General features: G+C 63.6%; 21 protein-coding genes. 2 read left to right on the forward strand and 19 right to left on the reverse strand.

The features are described from left to right. Positions 1-86: 86 nt before the first annotated feature. Positions 87-2,117, reverse strand: a complete 2,031-nt coding sequence (locus tag BC360_RS19785; RefSeq protein WP_413813752.1) for a beta-N-acetylhexosaminidase — start codon at positions 2,115-2,117, stop codon at positions 87-89. 11 nt (positions 2,118-2,128) lie between these two features. Next, positions 2,129-2,605 carry a GNAT family N-acetyltransferase gene (locus tag BC360_RS19790; RefSeq protein WP_065796610.1) on the reverse strand — a complete coding sequence of 159 codons (477 nt, stop codon included), beginning with the start codon at positions 2,603-2,605 and terminating at the stop codon, positions 2,129-2,131. Between the two features lie 136 nt (positions 2,606-2,741). Between BC360_RS19790 and BC360_RS19795 the strand changes: the two genes are divergently transcribed. Next, positions 2,742-3,014 carry a DUF2306 domain-containing protein gene (locus tag BC360_RS19795; protein ID WP_083222638.1) on the forward strand — a complete coding sequence of 91 codons (273 nt, stop codon included), beginning with the start codon at positions 2,742-2,744 and terminating at the stop codon, positions 3,012-3,014. 22 nt (positions 3,015-3,036) lie between these two features. Here the strand turns inward: BC360_RS19795 and BC360_RS19800 are convergent, their stop codons facing one another. From BC360_RS19800 to BC360_RS19880, 17 genes are all read right to left on the reverse strand, one after another. Next, complete coding sequence (locus BC360_RS19800; RefSeq protein WP_065796611.1) at positions 3,037-4,392, reverse strand: aspartate aminotransferase family protein; 1,356 nt, start codon at positions 4,390-4,392, stop codon at positions 3,037-3,039. A 41-nt stretch (positions 4,393-4,433) separates the two neighbouring features. Further along, positions 4,434-4,877, reverse strand: coding sequence for a GNAT family N-acetyltransferase (locus tag BC360_RS19805; RefSeq protein ID WP_065796612.1), 444 nt, complete (start codon positions 4,875-4,877; stop codon positions 4,434-4,436). A gap of 54 nt (positions 4,878-4,931) precedes the next feature. Further along, complete coding sequence (locus BC360_RS19810; protein WP_065796613.1) at positions 4,932-6,887, reverse strand: hydantoinase B/oxoprolinase family protein; 1,956 nt, start codon at positions 6,885-6,887, stop codon at positions 4,932-4,934. Beyond that, positions 6,880-8,919, reverse strand: coding sequence for a hydantoinase/oxoprolinase family protein (locus BC360_RS19815; protein ID WP_065796614.1), 2,040 nt, complete (start codon positions 8,917-8,919; stop codon positions 6,880-6,882). The genes BC360_RS19810 and BC360_RS19815 overlap by 8 nt, the downstream gene beginning before the upstream one ends. 125 nt (positions 8,920-9,044) lie before the next feature. Next, complete coding sequence (locus BC360_RS19820; RefSeq protein ID WP_065796615.1) at positions 9,045-10,016, reverse strand: helix-turn-helix domain-containing protein; 972 nt, start codon at positions 10,014-10,016, stop codon at positions 9,045-9,047. A 240-nt stretch (positions 10,017-10,256) separates the two neighbouring features. Beyond that, on the reverse strand, positions 10,257-11,624 hold the full coding sequence (locus tag BC360_RS19825) for an amidase (RefSeq protein ID WP_065796616.1): 1,368 nt from the start codon (positions 11,622-11,624) through the stop codon (positions 10,257-10,259). 12 nt (positions 11,625-11,636) lie between these two features. Further along, a complete protein-coding gene (locus BC360_RS19830) occupies positions 11,637-12,857 on the reverse strand; it encodes an ABC transporter substrate-binding protein (RefSeq protein WP_065796617.1) in 1,221 nt (406 codons plus the stop codon). Next, entirely contained in the window at positions 12,854-13,933 is a 1,080-nt protein-coding gene (locus BC360_RS19835; protein ID WP_065796618.1) for a CobW family GTP-binding protein, read from the reverse strand. Before BC360_RS19835 ends, BC360_RS19830 begins: the two co-directional genes overlap by 4 nt. Further along, positions 13,926-14,258: a hypothetical protein gene (locus tag BC360_RS19840; RefSeq protein WP_065796619.1), complete on the reverse strand. Its 333-nt coding sequence runs from the start codon at positions 14,256-14,258 to the stop codon at positions 13,926-13,928. Before BC360_RS19840 ends, BC360_RS19835 begins: the two co-directional genes overlap by 8 nt. A gap of 54 nt (positions 14,259-14,312) precedes the next feature. Then, the gene (locus tag BC360_RS19845; RefSeq protein WP_065785125.1) at positions 14,313-15,194 is read right to left on the reverse strand and encodes a polysaccharide deacetylase family protein; all 882 of its coding nucleotides are present in this window, start codon (positions 15,192-15,194) and stop codon (positions 14,313-14,315) included. 88 nt (positions 15,195-15,282) lie between these two features. Then, positions 15,283-16,389, reverse strand: coding sequence for an ABC transporter ATP-binding protein (locus BC360_RS19850; RefSeq protein ID WP_065796620.1), 1,107 nt, complete (start codon positions 16,387-16,389; stop codon positions 15,283-15,285). A gap of 128 nt (positions 16,390-16,517) precedes the next feature. Next, a complete protein-coding gene (locus BC360_RS19855; protein ID WP_065796621.1) occupies positions 16,518-17,750 on the reverse strand; it encodes an ABC transporter substrate-binding protein in 1,233 nt (410 codons plus the stop codon). 78 nt (positions 17,751-17,828) lie between these two features. Continuing rightward, complete coding sequence (locus tag BC360_RS19860) at positions 17,829-18,602, reverse strand: SDR family NAD(P)-dependent oxidoreductase (protein ID WP_065796748.1); 774 nt, start codon at positions 18,600-18,602, stop codon at positions 17,829-17,831. A gap of 14 nt (positions 18,603-18,616) precedes the next feature. Continuing rightward, complete coding sequence (locus tag BC360_RS19865) at positions 18,617-19,363, reverse strand: SDR family NAD(P)-dependent oxidoreductase (RefSeq protein ID WP_065796622.1); 747 nt, start codon at positions 19,361-19,363, stop codon at positions 18,617-18,619. After that, complete coding sequence (locus tag BC360_RS19870) at positions 19,363-20,208, reverse strand: ABC transporter permease (protein WP_065796623.1); 846 nt, start codon at positions 20,206-20,208, stop codon at positions 19,363-19,365. The genes BC360_RS19865 and BC360_RS19870 overlap by 1 nt, the downstream gene beginning before the upstream one ends. A gap of 2 nt (positions 20,209-20,210) precedes the next feature. Then, positions 20,211-21,101, reverse strand: coding sequence for an ABC transporter permease (locus tag BC360_RS19875; RefSeq protein ID WP_413813756.1), 891 nt, complete (start codon positions 21,099-21,101; stop codon positions 20,211-20,213). A 69-nt stretch (positions 21,102-21,170) separates the two neighbouring features. After that, positions 21,171-22,247 carry an ABC transporter ATP-binding protein gene (locus BC360_RS19880; protein ID WP_065796624.1) on the reverse strand — a complete coding sequence of 359 codons (1,077 nt, stop codon included), beginning with the start codon at positions 22,245-22,247 and terminating at the stop codon, positions 21,171-21,173. 574 nt (positions 22,248-22,821) lie between these two features. On the opposite strand from BC360_RS19880, the gene BC360_RS19885 reads away from it, so the two are divergent. Further along, the gene (locus tag BC360_RS19885; RefSeq protein ID WP_065785132.1) at positions 22,822-23,832 is read left to right on the forward strand and encodes a GntR family transcriptional regulator; all 1,011 of its coding nucleotides are present in this window, start codon (positions 22,822-22,824) and stop codon (positions 23,830-23,832) included. Positions 23,833-23,935: the final 103 nt, after the last annotated feature.

Below are 23,935 nucleotides of genomic sequence, written 5' to 3' on the forward strand. Positions count from 1 at the left end.
AAACGCTGATTCGCGGCGTCTGCCCACCCAAAAATGCACGGGGAACGAGGCATCAAGTCGCTTTGACGCCCCGTTCAGCCACAGGATTACTGCTCGGAATAGAAGCCGTAGAGAACCGGCATCAGCCCGACCAATGCCTCGAAGCGTTTGAAATTCTTGCGCTCCGGGCGGGTCCAGCCGGTTTCGGCCAGAGCCGACAGCCGCGGGAACACCAGGCGATCGAACACCCCTCGATCGGTCATCGGCTCGGACCAGATGCAGCACTGCAGCCCGCGCAGATGCTTCTTCTGGCTGTCGGTCCAGCCTTCGATCGGATCGAACAGGTACAGTTTTTCCGGATCCGACCACCCCGCCCAGCTGGCGCCGGGCTCGGACCAGGCCGGGCTGTTGGCCATGTCGAGATAGTAGACCTGGCCCGGGCAAACGACGATATCGTAGCCTTCGCCGGCAAGCTCCGCATTGGCCTCGACCGTTCGCCAACCGAAGAGCAGCGATTTTTCCTTGTCGATGACGTTGCCATGGGCGGCCTCCTGCCAGCCGCCGGTAACGCAGCCGCGGCTTGCGAGGAACCCCTGGACACGGGCGAGGAACTCCGCCTGCAGCACCGCCGCCCCCGATCCGTCGATCTCGTCGGCCCCATGGGTGTTGGTGACGACATTCAGCCGTCGAGCGTGGGTCGCCGCCATCTCATCGCCGGCCATGGCGCGCAACCGCTCGAGCGCCTGCGGCGAACCCGACCAGGCGCCGAGCGGCACCTCGTCGGCACCGACATGGATGATCTTCGACGGGAAGAGTTCGATCAGTTCGTCGAAGACGACCTCGAGCACCCGATAGGTTTCTTCGCGCGCCGGGTTGAGGCAATTGTCCGGGAAACCCTGCACGGAATAATAGCTGCCGGCTTCGTTGGGATCGCGCAGCTCGGGAATGGCCTGCAGCATGGCAAAGGAATGTCCGGGGACATCGATCTCCGGCATCACCTCGATGCCGAGGGTCTGCGCCAAGGCGACGATCTCGCGAACGGCAGCCTTGGTGTAGTAGCCGCCAGTGACCTGCGGGCCGGAGCCGAGCAGCGGCGGGATCTTGCGGCCATGACCGCGCCAGGCGCCGATATCGGTCAGCGCCGGATAGGCGTCGATCTCGATCCGCCAGGCTTCGTCATCCGACAGATGCCAGTGGAAGCGGTTGAGTTTGTTCCAGGCCATCAGCCGCAGGAACCGGGAGACCTCGGCAGTGCTGTAGAACTGCCGGGCAACGTCGAGATGGGTGCCGCGCCAGCCGAGCGCGGGCTCGTCCCGGATCTCGCCGCCGGCCGGAAACAGGAATGTGCCGGGGTGAAGCCTCGCGCCGCGCAGGATCTGCCCGAGCGTGATCAGGCCGTAGAGGAGGCCGGTGCGCGTGCCGCCGGTCACCGCCACTCCCGCTGGCGAGAAGCGGATGACATAGGCTTCCTCCGCAAGATCGCCGGAGAGTGAGAGGGTTGCCGGAAGGCCACCTTCCGCCACCGGCCGGACAATGCCTTCGACCGGAAACAGGCTGCCCGTCAGCTCGGCAAAGGCAAGTGCTGCGGCCCCGGCTTCCGCCCCTTCCGGCGCAAGATCGAGCCCGAGCGGCGGTGTCATACGGCCGGAGACGGACACGTCCTGCGGCCAGGGCACGACCGAAACGGCGACGGGTGCGACCTTCGGTACGGGATAGATGACAGCACCGCGTTTCAGTTCGGCATTGTCGCCGTGGGCGCGCGACGGCAAGACCGAGATTGGCGCGGTGCTGCCGTCGGCAAGAACGAGATAGGCGGAGTTGGCGCCATCGGTCCAGTGCTGCGGCTCGAAACTCATTCCATGCGCTTTCACTGTCCACGCGCTGCCCGGCTGAAGCACCAGCTCAGCCGGCGGCGCGAACTCGGAATGGTTGGAAAGCCGGCTCAATAATGTCCCGCCTTCGACGACCGCTGCGGGGTCGATGCGTGCTGGCCCGGAGACGCAAAGGCGAAAACCCTTCAGCGGGCGATCGGAGGCGTTCGTCAGTGTCAGCGAATAAACCGCTTGGGTATCCGTCTTTGCCGGCGTCCAGAGCGTTTCCAGCCGAAATTCCGGTTTGGTGGCGATCGTCATCATCATCTCCAGGAGGTTTAGTCGTCGATCTTGAGCATGCCGGCATAGATGCCGGGCGCGGAATTGGGGATTGGCATGGCGCCGACGGTCCGCTCGTAGAACTCCGACGGTCCGACGTCGCCGATGATGGCATAGGCGTAGCCCATCGTCTTCAAGTCGAACAAAGAAGCAAGCAGCAAAGCATGCCCGATACCTTCGCCGCGGGCCGCTTCATCGACGCCGGTCGGACCGAAGAAGCCTCGCGCGATCGACTCGTGGCAGGCAAAGCCGATGAGGTTTCCGTCGCGCGTGGCGAGAAAGCAGGTTGGCGGCTGGCGGGCGAATGCGACGGCGGTCTCACCGGCCCAACCGGACCCGAATTTCTGCCGCACCCAGCCGGTCACCCGTTCGAACTCGGGCGCCAGAGCGCGCCTGATCGTCACCCCGGCGGCATCCATCCGCTGGTCGAGGTCGGGCTTTGGTCGAAGCAGCGATAGATTGACGAGATAATCCATTGGGAAACCTGTGACGTTGGAACTAGGTGGCCATGATCCCGCCGACAACCTAACCGAAACGCTGCTCAACTGCCGACATCACGACCTCCCCTCCAGGTTTCAATTTCATTAATAAGTCAAGCAACTTGACTTATTAATGTCAAGGATCGAAGGCGTGTCAATCTCCGTCTTTCAACGCCGATTTGTCGCTCACAGGGCGTGGATGATCCGCTCCTTCGCGTTGACCTTCGTCGCGGTCACGGTGCGCCTCGACCTCATCCTGCCCGATTTCCTGCCTGTCCCCATTGAAGACGGATACGGCGCCATCTCCTTTCTTTGCTCCGTTCCCAACTGGATTGTCGCGGAGGTCGCCGTTTATCGCCGCCGTGAAGGCGCCGACGGCCCGGTGTACCGGAAGCCCGCACTATGATGCGAGCCCGGCACCGGGATACTTATGCCGCCGCCTGCCGGCCGAGCTCGCCAAGGCTCGCCTCGACGATATCAAACATCTCGTCGATCTCCGCCGCCGTGATGATCATCGGTGGGCAAAAGGCGATCGAGTCGCCGATATTGCGGCAGATCAGGCCATTCTTCTGCAGGATCGCAGCAGCCCGCGCGCCCGTCGCCCCGGCGGCAGCACCATCCGCCGGCTCGAGTTCGAGCGCGCCGATGAGGCCGACGCCCCGCGCTTCGACCGCAAGCGGATGCCGTTCGAGCGCGTTGAGCCGGCCAAGGAATTGGGGCGCAAGACGGCGGACGTTGCCGACCAGGTCCTTTTCCTCGATGATTTCAAGGTTTTCGAGCGACACGGCAGCGGCGACCGGATGTCCGCTGGCCGTAAATCCATGCCCGAGCGCTCCGATCCGGTTCGCCTCATTGGCGAGCGGCTCATAGACGGTGTCGTTGATGACAAGGGCAGCGATCGGCTGATAGGACGAGGACAGCTGCTTGGAAAGCGTCATGATATCCGGCCGCATGCCGAAGGTCTCAGATCCGAACATGTTGCCGGTGCGCCCGAAACCGCAGATCACTTCGTCGGCAATCAGCAGGATGTCGTATTTCCGCAGCACGTCCTGGATGGCCGCCCAATAGCCCTCCGGCGGAACGATGACGCCGCCGGCGCCCATCACCGGCTCGCCGATGAAGGCAGCGATCGTCTCCGGTCCCTCCTCGAGGATGAGGGCCTCCAGCTCTTCGGCGCAGCAGCGCGAAAAGGCAAGCTCGTCCTGCCCGGGTTCTGCACCGGTGCGGTAGTGCGGGCAGGTCGTGTGCAGGATGTTGGGAAACGGCAGATCGAAGGAGCGATGGTTGTTGGGCAGGCCCGTCAGGCTGGCGCTCAACGCTGTGACACCATGATAGCCCTTGATGCGCGAAATGATCTTTTTCTTCTCCGGCTTGCCAAGCGCGTTGGAACGATACCAGACCAGCTTGATCGCGGTATCGTTCGCTTCGGATCCGGAGTTGGCGAAATAGGCCTTGGACATCGGCACCGGCGCCATGGTGATCAGCTTCTCCGCCAGATCGGCGACCGGCCCGTGCGATTTCTGCGAGAAGGTATGATAGTAGGGCAGCCTCTCCATCTGGCTGCGCGCCGCCTCGACCAGCCGTTTCTCGCCGAAGCCGACCGCCACGCTCCAAAGCCCGGCCATGCCCTCGATATAGCGCTTGCCGCTGCTGTCGAAGACGTGGATGCCCTCACCCCGGTCGATGATCAGCGGCCCCTCTCGCTCCAGCCGCCGCGGGTTGGTATAGGAATGGAGATGGTAGGCCATGTCCCGCGCTTCGGTGGAATTAGGCTGTGCGGTCATCGGCGTCTCCCGGTCTGATGCGTGATCACTCTGATGCGTGCTCACAGGGCAATATCATAAGTCAGCCAATCCGTTCTGGTGGCCAGTTGATCGTAAAGGCCGCGGGCCCTGTAATTGTTGTCGCGCGTGATCCAGCGGATGACGGACCAGCCGCGTTCGCGCCCAATGTCAGCGACGGCGCGGATCAGGGCGGGTGCCGCGCCACTGCCGCGGGCCTCGGGCGCAACGAAGAGATCGTCGAGAAAACCGCCGCGTGCCGCCATCAGTGGCCTTATGTATTCGCGAAAATGGGTCAGCCCGATCGGGCGGCCAGAGCGATCGAACGCCAGCCGGCATTCGAGCTCACCGTCGCGGATCCAGCCCCACACCCGATCCCGCATCTCGTCGGTCTGCTGAACCCCATAGAAGGCGGCAAATCCCGCATGAAGTTCGTTCCATGCGGGCCTGTCCGCTTCTCCCGCGGCGACGATCGTGATGTCTGTCATACCTACCCCCAATTTCGGGTGGGCGAGCCGCCCACCCACCAATCGTTTCCACCCTTACTGCCAGGCGGCGGCCGACCGTTTGCGATACATGTCGCGGAACTGTTCGGTTGACGCGGGCAGCAGGTCGCCCGTGTCCCAGTCGAGGATCACCGCATGGCGGCGCACGGCATCGAGCGCATCGATCTCGCCGGCCTTGAATTTCTCTGAAACCTCAGCCGGATCCGTCTCCAACCACCCCAGGCGCTCGGTTCGGATCTGTCGCCTCAACTCGGCCGTCGCGGCGGCATCGATCTCGTAAGCGCAGATTTCGGGATCGACGGGGTCGATGACGACGCCGTAGTCCTTCGCCGCCCGCTCGACCGAGACGTAATCGTCGATCACATCGGCAAGAACCCGTTGCGGATCGCGCTCGAGCGGATCGCCGAAGCCGCCGCCGCCGGCCGTCGGACGCGAGAAAACGTCCCCGGCTTCGATTGCGACATCGGAGAAGGTGGCGCCGAGCCATTCCTTTTCGCCAGTCTTTTCGCGCGTCAGCGTCAGCCCATGCGGCATGGAGGGCAAGCCGCCCTCGATGCCCCAGACGATGGCGCGCTCTCGATCGCAGATATAGGAAATGACCGTGTTTTCGGCTTCGAGCATGCGGGAGGTCTTGAGCACTCCGGCGCCGCCGCGCCATTTCCCGGGGCCGGCCGAATCCGTCAGCACCTCGAACTCGGTGGTCAGGATCGGGTTTGCGCGCTCCTGCCCCTCGACCGGCTGGGCCATCAAGCCGGTTCCAAAGCAGGCGGTCGTCACGTTGCAGCCGTCCATGCCGTTGCGCCCGCCCCAACCGCCGGGCAGCCAGTCGTAGAACATGAAGATCGGCTTTTCCGCTGCCCGTGCGTCGCGTCCGCCGGTCAAAAGATATTCGAGGTTGAAGGCGCAGGCGATGGCGCGCTCCGGGATGATCTTCGACCAGATCTCGTAGATCGCGTTCATGATCTTCTCGAAGGGCATGAGGAAACCGGTGACGGCGACCGGCCACTTGGCATCGACGATCGAGCCTTCCGGCGCGATGATTTCGAACACCCGGTAGAAGCCGCTGTTGAGCGGCAGGTCGGGAAAGAAGGTCTTCATCCCGGCCGCAACCGCCGAGAAGGTCGCGCCAAAGGCCGAATTGTAGATCGAGCCGATGGTCGGGTGGCTGCCGGTAAAGTCGTAGATCGCCCGGTCGCCCTTGATCGTCAGCTTGACCTTGATCGGGATCATGCCCTCGTTGCCGGCCGGGTCGCGGTCGATGAAGTCCTGCGTCTCCCATTCGCCGTCGGGCAGTGCGGCGATGCGCTGGCGCATGGCCCGCTCGACATAATCCTGCACGGCGCCAAGCCCCTGCTTCACCGTGCCCTCGCCGTATTTTCCGACGAGCCGCAGGATCTCGCGCTCGCAGACCTGGGTCGCCTGCGCCTGGGCGTGAATGTCGCCGATGATCGAGGCGGGGTCGCGGGTGTTGGAGGCGATCAGATGGGCGACGTCCTTGCAGAATCGCCCCTTGTCGTAGAGCCGGATCGGCGTGATGCGCATACCCTCCCTGAACATCTCCTTGGCGGCGACATCGAAGGAGCCGGGCACACTGCCGCCGAGATCCGACCAATGTCCGTTCGACTGGCTGAAGGCAATGATCCTGCCGTCGACGAAAATCGGCCGGATGAGCCGAACGTCGTTGAAATGGGTGCCGCCGGCATAGGGGTCGTTGATCGCGTAGACGTCGCCCGGATGCATATCGCCGTCAAAGGCGCGGATGACGTCCTTGCAGGTGAAATGCAGCGTACCGACATGGACCGCGATATCCTGGTTGCCTTGCGCGGCCGAATTGCCTTCGGCATCGTGAAGGGCGCTGGAGAAGTCTCTGTTGTAGATGACGAAGGAGTAGCAGGTTCTCAGGATCTGCTCGGCCATCTGATCGACGCTGGTGATGAAGGAGTTCTTCAGGACCTCGAAGGTCACCGGGTCAAGGTTTTGCTGTTCAGACATTCGCTTCACCTTCGATACGGATGATGATGTTGAGATAGGTGTCCACCTCCGCGGTCGTTCCCGGCGGAACGACAACGGTGGAATCGAGCTGCTCGACGATGGCGGGTCCCTTGAAGACGAAGCCGGCAGGCAGAGTTTCGCGGGAGTAGACGGGCGTATCGAGCGCCGCGTCGGCTGCAAACCAGACGCTCCGCCGCGTCTTCGGCTCGGGGGTGAGCGCCGTCGGCTCGTGGCGTGCCAGCGACGCCTTCGGCACCATGCCGACCGCCTTCAAGTTGATGCGGAACAGGCTGACCGGCGTCTCGTCGCGACGGAAATTGTATTCACGCTGATGTTCGCGGTGGAAGGCCTCGACCAGCGGCGCGATGTCGGCGACCGGCGCAGGCGCCGAGACGGCCAGAGATCGCCACTGCCCGAGATACATCATGTCGATGCTGCGCTGGAGCACCACGTCCTTGGCCGCGACACCTTCATGGGCAAGCCGCTCGGACGCTTCCTGTTCGAGGCGGAGGAACGCCTCCTCGATCGCCGTCGCGTCGGCGTCGGCGGCCGGCTTCAGGTAGCTTTCCGAGAAGTCGTGCTGCATGTCGACGAGCAGGCAGCCGAGTGCCGAAGTGACGCCGGGGTTCGGCGGAACGATGACGGCGGGGATCGACAGTTCGCGGGCAATCGCCGCGCCATGCAGCGCGCCTGCACCGCCGAAGGCGACGAGCGCGAAGTCGCGCGGATCATAACCACGGCTGATCGAGATCAGCCGCACCGCGTCCGACATGTTGGCATTGGCGACGCGGATGATGGCATCGGCGGCCGCATGCGGCTCGAGCCCGAACGGCTCGGCCACACCCTCGCGCACCGCCTCAAGCGCAAGGCCCGCGTCGAGCGTGATCTTGCCCCCGGCAAGGCTGGTGCCGAGTCGGCCGAGCACGACATTGGCATCAGTATTGGTCGGCTGCCGGTTGCCCTTGGAGTAGCAGGCCGGGCCCGGATTGGCGCCGGCCGATTGCGGCCCGTTGCGCAGCGATCCGGCCTCATCGGTCCAGGCAAGCGACCCGCCGCCGGCGCCGATCGTCAGAACCTCGATCGAGGAGAAACGGATCGGATAGCCGAACTCGATGAACCAGTCCTTGGTGATGCGCGACTGGCCGTCATAGGCGAGCGACACGTCGGTCGACGTGCCGCCCATATCGAGGCCGATGGAATTTTTGAAGCCACAAAGCTCGGCGATATATTTGCTGGCGATCGCGCCGGCGGCGATGCCGGAACCGGCAAGACGGGCGGCAAAGTCCTCGACGCTCTTGGGCGTCATCACCCCGCCGCCGGTGTGCAGCAACAGAAGGTCGCGCTCATAGCCGTCCTGCTGCAGCCGCTTGCCGAGCCGCGATGTATAGTCGACGACGACGGGGCTGAGCGCCGCGTTGGCAACGGTCGTCGAGAAACGCTCATGTTCGAAGATCTCGGGCAGGACTTCGGACGAGGTCGACACCGGCACGCCGGGCATCACCTCCATCAGGATCTCCTTCATCCGGCGCTCGTTCGCTCCGTTCATGAAGGCGTTCATGAAGCAGACGGCGACGGCCGCGACCTTGCGGCGCTTGAGAATGCGCGCGACCTCGCGGGCCTCGTCCTCGTCGAGCGTGGCGACGATCCCGCCTTGCGCATCGACGCGCTCGGAGACCACCAGCCGGTCGCGCCGCGGCACATAGGGCGGCACCACATCCTTGTAGGTATCCCAGAGGTCTTCCTTGTTGGCGCGACGGATCTCGATCACATCGCGGAAGCCGCGGGTACAAACCATCGCCGTGCGCGGCAGGCGCCTTGTGATCAGGGCGTTGGTGGCAACGGTGGTGCCGTGCGAAAACAGCGCCACCTTCGACAGGTCGATACCGGCTTTCTCTACCCCGGACATGATCCCGTCGATCGGGTCGGCGGAGGACGACGTCTTTTCGACCCGGATCCGGCCCGTGGTCTCGTCCATGATGCAGATGTCGGTAAAGGTGCCACCGACATCGACCGCAACGCGAAGGTTCTGCAAAATCCCTCTCCTGTCTTTCATCCGTTGAAAAGCGGGTATCCGTTCAAAATCGGGCAAGGCTTCGCCCTTCGCCCGGACGGGCGTGCGATCACCTGATGTCTGTCTGGAGTTGTCTGTCGCCCGGCTCAGCCGGGTCCGCTCGGGCTCGTCAGATTGTAGCGCTCGCGCGCTTCTGTCGGGCTGTAGCCGAAATGGGCCCTGTAGTGGCGGCTCAACTGCGCATGGTCGCTGAAGCCAAGCGCATAGGCGATTTCCGAAACCAGCTTGCGGCAGGACGGATCGCGCAGCATCTCGTCGCAGCGCAAAAGCCGCTGGACACGGATCCAGTGGCACACGGAAGTGCCCTGCCGCTTCATCAGCTGATGCAGGTAGCGCACCGAGATGCCGCAGGCATCGGCGATCGTCTGCGGCCCGAGATCGGCCCGGGCCAGGTTGGCACGGATGTAACTCTCGACGCGATGCAGGTGGCCGACCTGCACCGAGCCGGCATCCGACGTCAGCATGCGCTCGTCGGAGCTGAGCGACATCGCAAGAATATCGACCAGATGTTTGCCCGTCATGTCGCGGGCGGGAGCATCCATCTCGACGAGCCGCGGCGCGATCAGCCGGATCATATCGACGAACAACGCGCCGGTGCCCCGGGTCGAATCGAAGCTCAGCGACGCGATACGTTCGGGAAGGCCGACACGCGGCCGCAGCGTGGCGATCGGCACCTTCAGCACCCAAAGCGTGTTCTTGGCCGCGTAACTGAATTCGTAAGGCAGATGGCTGCGCTCGACGAGGAAGGCGCCCGGCTTGCAGCGCACTGCCTTGCCGCTCTGCTCGAAACTGATCTCCGCCGTCTCCGGCACCGTGATCAGGTAGCTTTCTTCGCGTTCGTGCAGCAGGTGCCGCTTCTGCCGGCGATAGAGCAGGCCGTCGGATTCAAGCCGCGACAGCGACACCGCGCCGAGATCCCAGACGTTCAGCTCACCGGAGAATTCCGCCGAGTTCTGGAAGCGCAGGTCGAGCGGGAAGTAGGTGCTCGATACCGCTTCGTCCCAATAGCGCTTGCGCTCGAACGCAACCGTGCCTGCCGTGGAATAACTCACGTCCATGCGAAGCTCCCATCCAGTCCGCCGTCCGTTCGCTTCGGCTGTTCCCGTGTTGCCGAGGCGACGGCCGATCGCGGCCCATTTTTCCCGACCGGTCGCCTTGAACGTCGCAGCCTCTTCAGGGCCTTTGCGACCGGCGTTTCCGGAAGGTCGCCGAGCAGTAGACTACGCCTTTCCCGCCTCGGCTAGTCGCAAAGTGCGCTCGCTCTTGTCGGTGGGCGTAGTGTCGGGGCGACCAGCCCTTCAATCGGCACGGACGACCGCTTCCGCCGCAAGCGCCATCGACAAGAGATGCGCGTCGTGATGCGGCTGGGCGGAAAGGAGCAGGCCAACGGGCATGCCGGCGGCCCCGTGGCCGCAGGGCAGCGAGACGCCGCACCAGTCGAGGAAGTTGCCGATCGATGTGTTTCGCAAGGTTTTGGCGTTGGTTTCGACGAACAAAGCATCGTCAGTGAGAAGCGGCGCAGTGGGAGGCGCCACATGCGCGACGGTGGGATAGGCGATAAGCTCGTTTGGCCCGATATTGGCGGCGATCTCGGCGATCAGTGCCTCGCGTAACTCAAGCGTCTCGACATAGTCGGAAAGGCTGATCCCTCGCCCAAGCCGTGCCCGTGCCACGACGCGCTGGTCCATCGATGCGGCCTGCGGGCCTTCCAGCCGCTCGCGATGCAGCGCGAAGGCCTCGGCCGTGACCAGCGGCCCATGCCGCGCCAGGGCCTCGAAGATGCGTTCGAACGCCGGAAACGGCTGGCGGCGCACATGGGCGCCAACCCGTTCCAGCCGACCGAGCGCGGCTTCGAAGCTTGAGACGACACCGTCTTCGGCACCGTCGAAAACCACCGTTGTCGGCACCACGATCGACAGGCAGTCGAGACTGCCGCGTCGGATCTCCGGCGCCGGCAGGCCGCGCATTGCGGCGTCGACCCAGACGGCATCCTGCACCGTCCGGCAGAGCGGGCCGAGCGAATCGAGGCTCTTGGCCAACGGAAAGACACCGCGCATGGAATAGCGACCCCGCGTCGCCTTGTAGCCGACGATGCCGTTGAAGGCGGCAGGGATGCGGATGGACCCGCCCGTATCCGTGCCGATCGACACCGGCACGAGGTCGGCGGCGACAGCAACGCCGGAGCCGGACGACGAGCCGCCCGGCAATCGATCGACATCCTGCGCGCGCGGATTGCGCGGCGTGCCGTAATGCGGGTTGATGCCGAGCCCGGAGAAAGCGAACTCGCTCATGTTGACCCGCCCGACACTGACCATGCCGGCGCTGGCGAGTGCCGCCACTACCGCCGCGTCCGCTTGCGCTACCGGCGCGTCCTTCAGAACCACCGACCCGGCCGTCGTCGGGATGCCTGCGATGGCAAACAGGTCCTTCCAGGCGACGGGAATCCCGTCGAGAAGACCGAGCGGGCGGCCGGCTGCAACACGTTTCGCGGAAGCGTCCGCTTCGCGCATCGCCCGCTCCGGCAGGACCGTGGTGAAGATGACCTGGTCGTCGTGGCTGCGGATCCGCTCAAGCGTCCAGCCTGCCAGATCGCGTGGATCGAGCGCACCGGATTGCACGAGTACCGAAAGCTGCGCGATCGACCGTCCAGCAAGATTCTGCGTCATCCCCGTTTCCCACTATCTCTCGACCAGCTGCATCCAGCGGCGAACCAGGTAATTGTGCTCGTCCATGGTGGTGTTCCAGACCGCGATGCAGTTGGCGCGCTGCCAATAGGAGCCGCCGCTCCTGACCGATCCGGCCCGAATACGCATGGTGCCATCCGGTCCCGGCAGGTCGCATGCCGCAGGCAGGCCGCCATACCAATAGTCCCACTCGGCCACCGACATGAATTGCCGCGAGCGCTCCGGGGTTGAGATGTAATAACCCTGCCGCGCCACGACCGCGCCCGGCCAGCCGGAGATCCACCAGTTGAGATAGTCATAGGCGACGTCGCGCATGCGGCCTGACAGATGCCGCGCCAGACACAACCCGCCATGCCAGGCGCGATAGCCCTCGGCCGGCACCGCTTGTTCCACCGGAACGCCCTGGCCGTTGAGGATGCTGATGCCGGTCGACCACATGCTCTGGATATCGGTCTCGCCGCGCACCATCAACCGCGCCGCATCCTCCGCCGTGCGCCAGAAGGCGCGGAAATAGCCGTTCTTCTTGCGCTCCTCCAAGAGCCCGATCAGCCGGTCGATCTCGTCGACCGTCATGCTGCCGATGTTGTCGAACGACATGAGCCCGGATGCCTGTGCGGCAAGGGCGGCATCGAAGATGCCGATCGCCGGCTCGTCGACGAGGGCCGCGCGCCCGGCCCAGCGCTCGTCGAGCAGCGCCGCCCAGCTGTTCATCGACACCGTATTGGGCGCAACATCGGTTCGATAGGCGAAGCTGTCGAAATTATGCGTCGTCGGCAACATCGAGATCGTGCTTGACGGCGTGTCACCCAGCTCGAGATTGGGCTGCACGAACAGCTTCTTGACCGGCGCATCCCCCTGCCCGAGGCGGGCATTCGGGCCGATATGGCCCGTCTTCGTCAGATCGTTGATCTCGTCCCAAAGCGCGATACGCGCGATATCGATCGGCTGGATCGCCCGCCAGTACCAGACGATATCGAGGTTATGGAAACACTGGTCGTAGATGTCGTAACTATCAGGCTCCTGTGCCGCCTTGTGCTGGGTCGTCAGGAAGTCGTTGTTGTCGAACACGACATCGATGCCGAGATCCGCCTCGGCGCGGACCCGCAACTCTTCGAGCAGCGAGATCGCCGTGCCGAGCACGCGCAGACGTGGGCGACCGGAGAGATGAAGGGACGGTGTCGCTATTGTCGCTTGGTCAGGCTGGTGTTTGCTCATGAAAACGACTGATGTTCCTGCAGACTGCGTTTCGGGACGGCCGCCGTTTCGACTGGCGACTGGTCGAGGGCGAATGCCTCGAACGATCGTTTCAGCAGGCCAACGTCCAGACCGTCAACGATAAACACGATGTGCGAGCGACGATCCTCGTCCGGCCACCGCTCCATGTGCACCGGCGTGTGCACCAGATGCTGAACGCCATGAATGGCGACCGGCCGCTCCTCGCCGGCAATATTGAGAATGCCCTTCACGCGCAGCACCTTTTCGCCGTGGCGGTTCAACAGCATCGTTAGCCAGATACCGAAGGCCGTCCAGTCTATGGCACGCTCCACCGTCATCACGAAGGATGTCACCGCCGACTGATGCGCGGCACCTCCCGCCGTTGCCAGTTGAACCGGCGCCTCACAGTAGAAGCCGCTTGTCGATTGCAGTGCCGCTGCACGCAGGCTGAGGTTCTCATCGACGAGGTCGGCGACAACGAAGGACGGATCGGTCGCCGTCAGAAGCGGCGCATCCGGATTGATGGTGCGCAGTTTCTCGCCAAGACTGGCGATATCGGCCGCGGGCGTCAGATCGGCCTTGGTGACGACCAGCCTATCGGCAACGGCTACCTGGCGGTTGGATTCGACATAGGTGCCGAGTTGGCCGGGCCCGTTGACTGCATCGACGGTGGTGATCACGTTGCCGGGGCGAAAATGGTGGCGCAGAACCGGGTCGGATTTGATCGTCGACAGCACCGGGAACGGGTCGGCAAGTCCGGTGCTTTCGACGACGATGCGGCGAAAGGGCGGGACCAGCCCGCGTTCCCGCTTCGAATGCAGATCCTTGATCGCATCGGCAAGCTCGCCGCGCACCGTGCAGCAGAGACAGCCCGATTGTAAGAGCACCATCGTGTCGTCGATGCGCTCGACCAGATGATGGTCGAGCCCCACTTCCCCGAACTCGTTGATGAGAACGGCGGCGTCCGAAAGCGCGGGATCAGCGAGCAGGCGCGCAAGCAGCGTCGTCTTGCCGGAGCCGAGAAAGCCCGTGAGCAGGTTGATCGGGGTCAACAATGGGACTTGCGGTTCAGTCATCGATCGCGGCCTCCGCGGCGTCAATCAGCGCCGGATCGAGCGGGTCGCAGGCGCGGCCGCAAAGCCGTTCGGCGGCGGGCCAGAGATGGCCCAGATCTTCGATGATCTCGCTTTTTCCCGTACGCGTCGACAACACGAAGGATGCACCCTGCCAATCCGAGATGGTCAGGCCGAAACGCGCCAGCATCGCATTGGCGATCCGCACGCGGTTGGCGCGTTCGCGCCTGCGATCGATGCGCTCGACATTGCGGGTGTAGACACCCGGCCGCGCCACGGCATCGGCCCAGTGTTCGTTGCCTCCAAGGACACCGCAGAGAGAGCACATCGTTCATCCAACCTGTCTGATAGACGGGGCGGTCAAACCGCCCCTGTCGGTGGATCACTTCTTGCGCGGAAAGCGCTTGGCGAAATCGTCGGCTATCTCGTTCATCGTCACGAACTTCACGCCCGGATGCTTGATCATGTGGGCATAGAGCCGCTCCAACATCATCAGCACCTGCGGGCGCCCGGCAACATCAGGGTGGATGGTAATCGGAAACACCGCATAGTCCATCTCGCGATAGACCCAGTCGAACTGGTCGCGCCAGATCTGTTCGATGTCATGCGGATTGACGAAGCCGTGGCTGTTCGGCGACTTCTTGATGAACATCATCGGCGGCAGGTCGTCGAGGTACCAGGAGGCCGGAATTTCGATCAGATCGGTCTCCTTGCCGCGCTGCAGCGGCACCATCCAGTCGGAGGGTTTCTTGGAATAATCGATCTTGGTCCACTTGTCGCCGACGCGGACATAATAGGGCGTGAAGTCGTTGTGCATCAGCGAGTGGTCGTACTTGATCCCGCGCTCGAGCAAGAGCTCGTTGGTGACATTGGAAAACTCCCACCACGGAGCGACATAGCCGGTCGGGCGCTTGCCCGAAAGCTTGGTGACCAGATCGATGCACTTGTCGAGGACCTCCGTTTCCTGCTCGCGTGTCATGGCGATCGGGTTCTCATGGGTATAGCCATGAATGCCGATCTCGTGACCGGCATCGGCGACGGCCTGCATCTGTTCCGGGAAGGTCTCGATCGAATGGCCGGGGATGAACCAGGTGGTCTTGATGCCGAAGCGCTCGAACAGCTTCAGCAAGCGCGGGCTGCCGACCTCGCCGGCAAAAAGGCCGCGCGAAATGTCATCAGGCGAATCCTCGCCCCCATAGGAACCGAGCCAGCCGGCGACCGCGTCGACGTCGATGCCGAAGCTGCAGAGGATTTCCTTGGCCATGTATGTCTCCTTCGTGTTTTCTGCTCATAAGTCAGAGCGGGATGCGGGCGGAAAACCGCACACACTTTTCCTCATCCCGCTCCAGTGATCATGCTGGAATGACGGTGGCTTCGCCCGGCTGCCAGCTGAGAAGAATGTCGGCGCCGACGGGGAAGGCGTCTGGCTGGTACTTGTCGACATGGGCTTCGAGCGAGACGGTGCGCCCGTCGCCAAGCGCCGCCGTCAGGTGGGACACGTGGCCGACGACGTCGAAACGACGCACGCTGGCGCTGACGACATTGCCACCGACCGTCTGTGCAATCTGGTCACGCGACACCCGGGCGGCCGGGTGCACCTCGATCGCTTCGGCCGGAATGACGACATTGACCCGCGACCGCGTGGAAAGCACGCCGTTCGGCCGGCCGCAAAGCTGGCCGAGCGGCGTCGAAACGAGCGTCCGGTCGTCGGAGGCACCATCGACTTCGCCCTGGAAGATCGTGTTGTTGCCGATGAACTGGGCGACGAAGGCGGTGTTCGGCCGGGTGTAGAGCTGGTGCGGCGGACTGATCTGCTCGACCTTGCCCTGGTTCATCACCACGATGCGGTCGGAGAGCGCCAGCGCCTCCGACTGCGCATGGGTCACGAAGACGAAGGTGACGCCGAGCGTTTTCTGCAGCAGTTTCAGCTCGTTCTGGATCGCCTTGCGCAGGTTGGCGTCAAGTGCCCCAAGCGGTTCGTCGAGCAGAAGAATGTCCGGCTCGACGACGAGCCCGCGGGCCAGCGCGATGCGCTGGCGCTGGCCGCCGGAGAGCCTGTCCGGCTTCTTCTCGGCGATGTCCTCGAGCCCGAGCGTCGCCAGGATACGGTCGACCTTGGCGTCGCGCTCGGCTTTCGCCATGCCCTTGACGTCGAGCCCGTAGCCGACATTGCGGCGCACGGTCATATGGGGGAAGAGCGCGTAGCTCTGGAAGATCATCGACGTCGGCCGATGTTCCGGCCGGATGTCGTTCATGCGTTTGCCCTTGATCAGCATCTCGCCGGAGGAGATCGACTCGAAGCCAGCGATCATGCGCAGCGTCGTCGTCTTGCCGCAGCCGGAGGGACCGAGGAACGCGATGAACTCGCCCTTGGAAACCGACAGGTTGAAATCGATCACGGCGGGCGTGCCGTTGTCGTAGACCTTGCCGACATTGTTGAGTTCGAGGTCGAAGATCATCGTGGCTCTCCGGAGCTTGCTGAAATCGCTGGTATCGGGCGCGTGGCCCCGACCGCACGGTCGTTTGTGCAAGGGCCACGCACGATGTCTAAAGATGCCGGGAAGCGCCTGCCTCCCGGCATGTCCGATCAGGCGTTGAGGAATTCGTCCCACTTCTGGATCAGATGGTCGTATTCGTCCGGCCACTGGTGCCAGTAGGCGACGTTCTTGGCGCGCTCTTCGAGCGAGCCGCCGTCGCGCAGGTCGCCCTCCTTGATACCGCGCTCTTCGGCGCCGACCCAGGGCTTGCCCTCATACCAGAAGGCATATTTCTCCGGCGCCATGACGTTCTTGATGTTGGTCGATGGCGAGTAATAGCCCTGCTCGGAAACGGTGATGCCCGGCTCGCCCGAGAGCCAGTAGTCGGCATAGGCGATGACCGCCTCCTTGTTGGCCGTTCCGGCAATCATCGCCGGGCCGATCGCCCAGCCGCGATAGCCTTCCTTCGGCACGGCGTAGCGGCACGGCTTACCCTGCGCCTTGACCGCCATGACGGCCGGCTGCCAGGCATCGCAGACCACCATCTCGCCCGAAGCCATGAGATTGACGAGTTCGCCGAAATCGCCCCAAAGCGCGCGGAACTGGCCCTCTTTCTTCTTGGAAATCAGGAAGGCTGCAGCCTCGTCGATTTCGGCCGCCGTCGCATTGCCGGGGTTCTTGACGTCGGAAAGACCGAGCGAGTTCATCGCCATGATCGCCTGGCCGATCGCGATCAGCGGGTCGGTGTTGATGCCGGACTTGCCCTTCCACTTCGGATCAAAGATCGCGGTCCAGCTGTTGGCTTCCTCGGCCGACAGCACATCCGGATTGTAGCCGATCGAATCGTAGTTATAGACGGCCGGCACCATGTTCAGCGCCGTCTGGCTTTCGTCGGTCCAGATCTGGCCGATGATCTGGGCGCCACGATCCCACTTGTCGCTGGGGGTCGTGAAGGTATCGCGGATGTTGGCCCAGTTCTTCAGCGCCGAGGCCGGGATGGGCTCGACATTGTTGGTCATGACGATCGACGGCAGGCGCTCGGCAATGATTTCCCAGCAATCATAATCCTTGGAGCCGGAGAGGATCTTCGTCTGGGCGTCCGGGAAGGTCGCCGCCGTTCCGGAGGTACCGCCGACGCCGGCAGCCGCCTTGAACTGCTCGAGGATGCGCTCCTGGACGGTGACCGAGAGGCCGATGGTGCGCAACTGCTGGCCCGCGAGATCGGCGACCTGCGCGAAGGCGGCGCGCGACGACAGGAACGGCGTGCCGCCCCCCATTGCAAGCGCCATCATCCCGGCGGACCGTTTGAGGAGGGAGCGGCGATTGAGTTCCAGATTTGGCATTGTCTCTTCTCCAGTTGTTGTTGTTCCCCGGAGCCCGTTTGACACGCGCCCCTTGTTTCTTCGCCGCGTAGTGCAGCTTCAGTACCGCCCCACCAGGAGGCCTCCATCCACGACCAGCACCTGGCCGGTCATGTATCTCGCGCTGTCGGACGCCAGGAACGCGATGACGTCGGCGATGTCCTCCGGCGTCCCGAGCCTTTTCATCGGGATGAAATCGGCAGCCGCCTCGGCACCATCAGGTCCCAGCGAGTTTTCCTTTGAAAGCAATTGCGCCGTGCGGATGTAGCCGGGCGCAACGCCGTTGACGCGAACCCCGTCGCCGGCAAGCTCGACCGCAAGCCCACGCACCAGACCGACCACACCGGACTTGGCGGCGGAGTAGTGCACATGCTCGTCCCAGCCATAGGCAACGCCCATGATCGAGGAGAGCGCGATGATGCTGCCTTCGCCGCGCCGGCGCATGCCGGGCGCGACGGCGCGCGCGAGACGGAAAATGCCCTTGAGGTCGATATCGAAGGTCAGGTCCCATTTGTCGTCGGTCAGCTCGGCAAGCGGCGTGCGATGGGCAATGCCGGCATTGGCGACGACGACGTCGATGTGGCCGTGCCGCTTTTCCAGGTCAGTAACCAGCGCGTCGGTCGCCGACGTCGAGCGGACGTCGTAATAGGCAAACTCGGCAGAGCCGCCGGCCTCTTGGATGGCATCGACCGTGGCTGATGCTTCGCGCTCGAGAATATCGGTGACGACGACATGATCGCCCTTCGCGGCAAAGGCCCTGGCGGTCGCCTGACCGATGCCGATGCCGGCACCGGTGACGATGACAATGCGGGACGTCTTGGGAGGATTTGTCATTTCCATCTTTCCTGTCAGAGCATCACGTCGCCGGAGTTGGGGCCGAGCGTCTGGCCGACGAACAGGCTCGCCGATGGCGAAGCCAGGAATGAAACGGTCGCGGCGATTTCGTCCGGCTCGCCGAAGCGCCCGAGCGGCAGCTGCGCCTTCTTGGCTGCTCGCCAATCCTCGGAAAGCCCCATGACCAGCGGCGTATTGATCGGACCGGGCGCGACCGCATTGACGCGCACGCCGCGGCTCGAAACCTCGCGGGCGAGCGCCTTGGTCATGCCGATGATCGCGGCCTTGGCGGACGAATAATGAACGAGCTCGACGCCGCCGATCTGGCCGAGCTGCGAGGCCATGTTGACGATCACGCCCTCGCCCCGGGCAAGCATGGCCGGCAGCACCGCCTTGGTCATCAGGAAGGTACCGCGCACATGCACCGCAAACATCCGGTCGAAATCGGCGACCTCGAGATTTTCGAACAGCGCCTGATGCGCGATGCCGGCATTGTTGACGAGCAGCACCACGGGGCCACGCAGCTGCGCCGCCCTTTCCGCCGTCGCCTTGACATCGGCTTCGCTCGAAACGTCGCCTGATATCGCTGTTGCCACGCCGCCGGCAGCAGCGATCTCGCCTGCAACCGCCTGGCAGCGTTCCGGCGACAGGTCGTTGACGACGACGGCATAACCATCAGCCGCCAGCCGCAACGCGATGGCCCGGCCGATGCCGGAACCGGCGCCGGTGACGATCGCAGAGCCAAGAGCAGAGCCGGCCATCACGCCTCCTCCTGGATCGCGATGCGCTTGGCACGACGCACGGAAAGCATCATCAGCGCCGCATAGGTGCCAAGCAGCGCAAAGGAGAACAGCGTCGTCAGCACGCCGAAGGCAAAGACGTTCGGATGCACTTCGACGGAGAAGGTGCCGTAGATCGCCAGAGGCAGCGTCAGGTCGCGACCCGAGGCGAAAAGCGTGCGGGAAAACTCGTCATAGGAGAGCGTGAAGGCAAAGAGCATGGCGGAGAGCACGCCGGGGAAGATCAGCGGGAAGGTCACCTTGCGGAAGGTGCGCGCCGGCGTGACGCCGAGCGACCAGGACGCCTCCTCCATGCTGGGGTCGAAGCGGTTGAAGATTGCCAGCATCACCAGGAAGGCAAAGGGGAAGGTGTAGACCACGTGGAGAACGAAGGCGGTGCTCCACCAATGGCGGTCGATGCCGAGCGTGTTGGCAACGAGCGCCATGCCGAGACCGACGAGCACGCCCGGCACCATCATGCCGAGGACGATGAGGTAGAAGACCACACCCGAGCCACGGAACTTGCGGCGGAAGGCTTGCGCTGCCGTGACGCCCAGCACCGTCGAGACGATCATGGTCATCACCGCAAGCCCGAGCGAGCGGACCAGCGCCTGCTCGATCGGCAGCGGCGCGATGCGCGACGGCGGCGTCAGGCCGAAGAGGTGCTTGTACCAATAGGTCGACCACTCGATGATCGGGAACTGCGGCCCGCCTTCCGGCCCCGTCTGGAAGGACAGGATGGCAAGCACGACGAGCGGGCCATAGAGAAAGACGAGGAAGAGCGCGGTATAGGCGCCGAGGCTGAGTTTCATGCCGCTGGCATTCATGATCAGAGCTCCTTCCTGAGATCGACGACCCTCAGGAGTGCGGCTACGACCGCGCCCATCAGGATGGTAAGGACGACGCCCGCGACCGCCGCGAAGGCCCATTTCAGCGAACCGACCTGGGTGACGATGATGTTTCCGAGCAGGTTGACCTTGCGGCCGGAGAGCGCGGCCGAAGTTGCGAATTCACCGAGAACCATGACCGAGACGAAGATCGCACCGACGACCACGCCCGGCATCGACAACGGCAGGATGATCGTGCGGAAAATGCGCCAGAAGCCGGCGCCGAGATCCTGGGCGGCCTCGATGATGGAGGTGTCGATGCGGCCGAGCATGAACGCGATCGGGCCGACCATGAAGACGCAGTAGATCTGGGTCATGCCGATGATGACCGACAGTTCGGAAAACAGCAGCACTTCGATCGGGGCGTCGGTGATGCCGAGGTTCATCAGGATCATGTTGATCGCACCTTCCTTGCCGAGCATCGGCCGCCAGGCAAGGACGCGGATCAGGAACGACGTCCAGAAGGGGATGACGCAAAGCACCAGAAGCACCGTCTGCAGCGCCTTGTTCTTGACGAACAGCCCGACGAAAAGAGCAGCGGGATAGCCGACCAGCACGGTGGCGACGAGAACGATCAGCCAGATGCGCACCGTCGTCCACAAGGCACCCAGATAGGTGTCGCTGGTGAAGAATGTGATCCAGCTTTTCAGCGTCAGTGTCGGTTCGATCGTGAAGGTCGTCTGCGTCCAGAAGGACACGTAGACCATCATCAGGATGGGCAGGACGAGGAAGAGGGTCATCCAGATGACGCCGGGGGCAAGCAGCCAAAGCGCCTTTCCCGGTGATTTCTTCTCGGCGACGGTCTCTGTTTCCGTCTGCTCCGCAACGGCCATCATGCTCATCTCTCATTCTCCGGGCGGGAACGGTGCGGCGCCTTAGCGCCGGGTTTTGCAAAAGCGGTTTCAGGCATAGACAAGGGCATCCTCCCGCTTCCAAACGAGCGCGTAGCGGCCCTGTTCGGCATAGGTCTCGGGCGCTGCGTGGCTGAGATGGCTTTCGACCTCGAAAACCCGGCCGTCATCGAGCGCGAAGAAGGAATTGACCGCGGCACCGGAATATTCGCTGGCGACGAAATTCGCCTCGATCCGGATCTCATCCTCAGTGATGGCGGCGTCGCGCGGCCGGACGGAAACCCGGTCGTAGCGGATCGCATAGGCGGGCGACGCCGAGCGCGCCGTCACCGCGGGGCCAAGCGCAAACCGGCCGACGCCGCCGACGAAGGCGCCGCCTTCGATCCGCCCTGGAAAGAGGTTGTAGCAATTGAGAAAGCGGGCAACGGCCGGCGACGCCGGGCGATTGTAGACGGTGTCGGAATCCGCCGATTGGGCGATGCGGCCGCTTTCCAGCACCAGCACGGTGTCGCCCATGGCCAGCGCCTCGGCCTCGCTGCCGGTGACATGCAGGAAGGTGACGCCGCAGCGCTCCCGGATTGCCCTGAGTTCCGCCCGCATCCGGGCGCGCAGATTGGCGTCGAGCGCGCCGAGCGGCTCATCGAGAAGCACCATGCGCGGTTCGGTAACCAGCGTGCGCGCCAAGGCGACGCGCTGGCGCTGGCCGCCGGAGATCTGGGTGACCGCGCGACCTTCGAGACCGGAAAGGCCGACGAGGCTGATGATGTCGCGCACCTTCGCGTCGATGAGACGCCGGTCGGTCGACGGCTCGACATCCCTGTTTTCCAGGCCGAAGGCGATGTTTTGCGCGACGGAAAGATGCGGGAAAAGCGCGAAGTTCTGGAAGACGAAGCCGATGCCGCGCTTATCCGGCGCCATAGTGTCGATGCGCTTGCCATCAAACAGGATCGCGCCGCCATCCGGTTGTTCGAAACCGGCAATGACCCTTAAGAGCGTCGTCTTGCCGGATCCGCTCGGCCCGAGAAGCGAGATATAGGCGTCGCCGGGCAAAGCGAGATCGATGCCGTTGAGCGCGCGCATGTCGCCGTAGGTTTTGGTGATGTTCTTGAGCTGAAGGACCGTCGACATTGGTTTCCTGCCAGTTTGCCGTCCAGACACCCACCACCCAAAGCTTCGCCTTCGCCGGAGCCGAGGAGGCATCCGAACGGACAGGCGATTGCGTTCGCGCATGGTCATATGCGCGTCGGGGATGAAGGTCCTTTGCGGTTCAAAAAATAAGTTCCACCTGCACGCTTCTTCTGAGCGCTTGCATGTCACGAACAATGACATGAATGATTTTTGTATGCAATAGACTTTTATTCGTCTTTTAGGTCATCGCGAAATGCGCCATCACGCACTCGCGCGCTACTGACGCCGTTCCAGATCACAAAGTATATCCCTTGGTCGGTAACGCCGTGCAATCCGGGGCATCAATCAACTCCACCCTTCCGTGTAGCAGCAGGAGGGCAGCGACCAATTCATCACCGATTCCGTCATCCGACGTTCTGCATTCCGCTCTTCGACACCAAAAGCGATGAACAAACGCACATTTAATTTGCCAACTGGTATGCAAAATGCATTTATTTTCAGCTGTCACATTCCCCGGCAAGTGGCGTAAAGAAAGAGGACAAAATTGCCAGCCAAACGGAAGACGCCCGATCGCATGAGCGAGCCACGCCTCGGCCAGAATACCCAGCGCCGCTACGAAATTGCCGAGGACGTTCTGCGCAGCAATATCGCCGATGGCATTCTGCCGCCCGGACTTGTCCTGCTCGAGGGGCCGATTGCCGAGATCCTGCAGATATCGCGCGCGCCGGTTCAGCGGGCGCTGTTGCAATTGGAAAGCGACGGCCTCGTCCACCGCTTCAAGGGGCGCGGCTATCTCGTCGGGCCGCCGGGCCGCGCGATCGAGCCCAACCGGACCGACATCAAGTCGCTCGGGCTCACCATCCCGCAACATGCCGACGAAGCGCTGCAAAGCCGCTCGTCCTGGGAGCGCATCTACACCGAAATCGAGAACGACGTGGCCGGCTGCGTGATCTTCGGTCAGTACCGCATCATCGAAAACGAACTCGCCAACCACTTCAGCGTCAGCCGCACGGTGGTGCGCGACGTGCTCACCCGGTTGCGCGAGCGCGGGCTGGTGCGCAAGAACCAAAGTTCGCACTGGATTGCCGGCCCGCTGACGGCCCAGACCGTCAAGGACCATTTCATGCTGCGCCGGCTGCTTGAGCCGCAGGCGCTTGCGCTTGGCGCGAGCCGTATCGACCGGGACCGGCTTGCCGCCCTGTTCAACCGGCTCAGCGAGCTCGACAGCGCGCAATCGGCGGACGCCTGGCAAGACCTCGAGGACATCCGCACGCAGTTTACCGAGTGCTGCGTGCTGGCCTTGCCGAACGAACGGCTGCGCGAACTGATCCGCAACAACCTGCTGCCGGTGACGGCGACCGAGCGGCTGCTGCGCCAGCTCGGCCTGCCCGGCGACCCGGCGGTGATTGCGGAAATCCGACTGATCGTGGAGCTGATGACGCGCGGTGCGACCGCGGCGGCGGCAGCGATGCTGGAGAACCACATCGACGCCTCGATGAACCGGACGATCGCGCAGATGAAGATCGTCGCGATCATTCCAGGCCCGAGCGTCACCGCCGCCTATCTGACGCGCGTCGTCGAATAGGTAAAAACGCCCGGCATCGTTGCATAGCCGGCTCAGGTGGCTGAGCGCGGCTGTTGGTCCCTTATCCTTTTGCCCGCGCTTCATCTTGCCCTCCGTTTCCCCG

Origin of the sequence: Ensifer sp. LC163, assembly GCF_001695855.1 — a bacterium.
Classification (GTDB): Bacteria; Pseudomonadota; Alphaproteobacteria; order Rhizobiales; family Rhizobiaceae; genus Ensifer.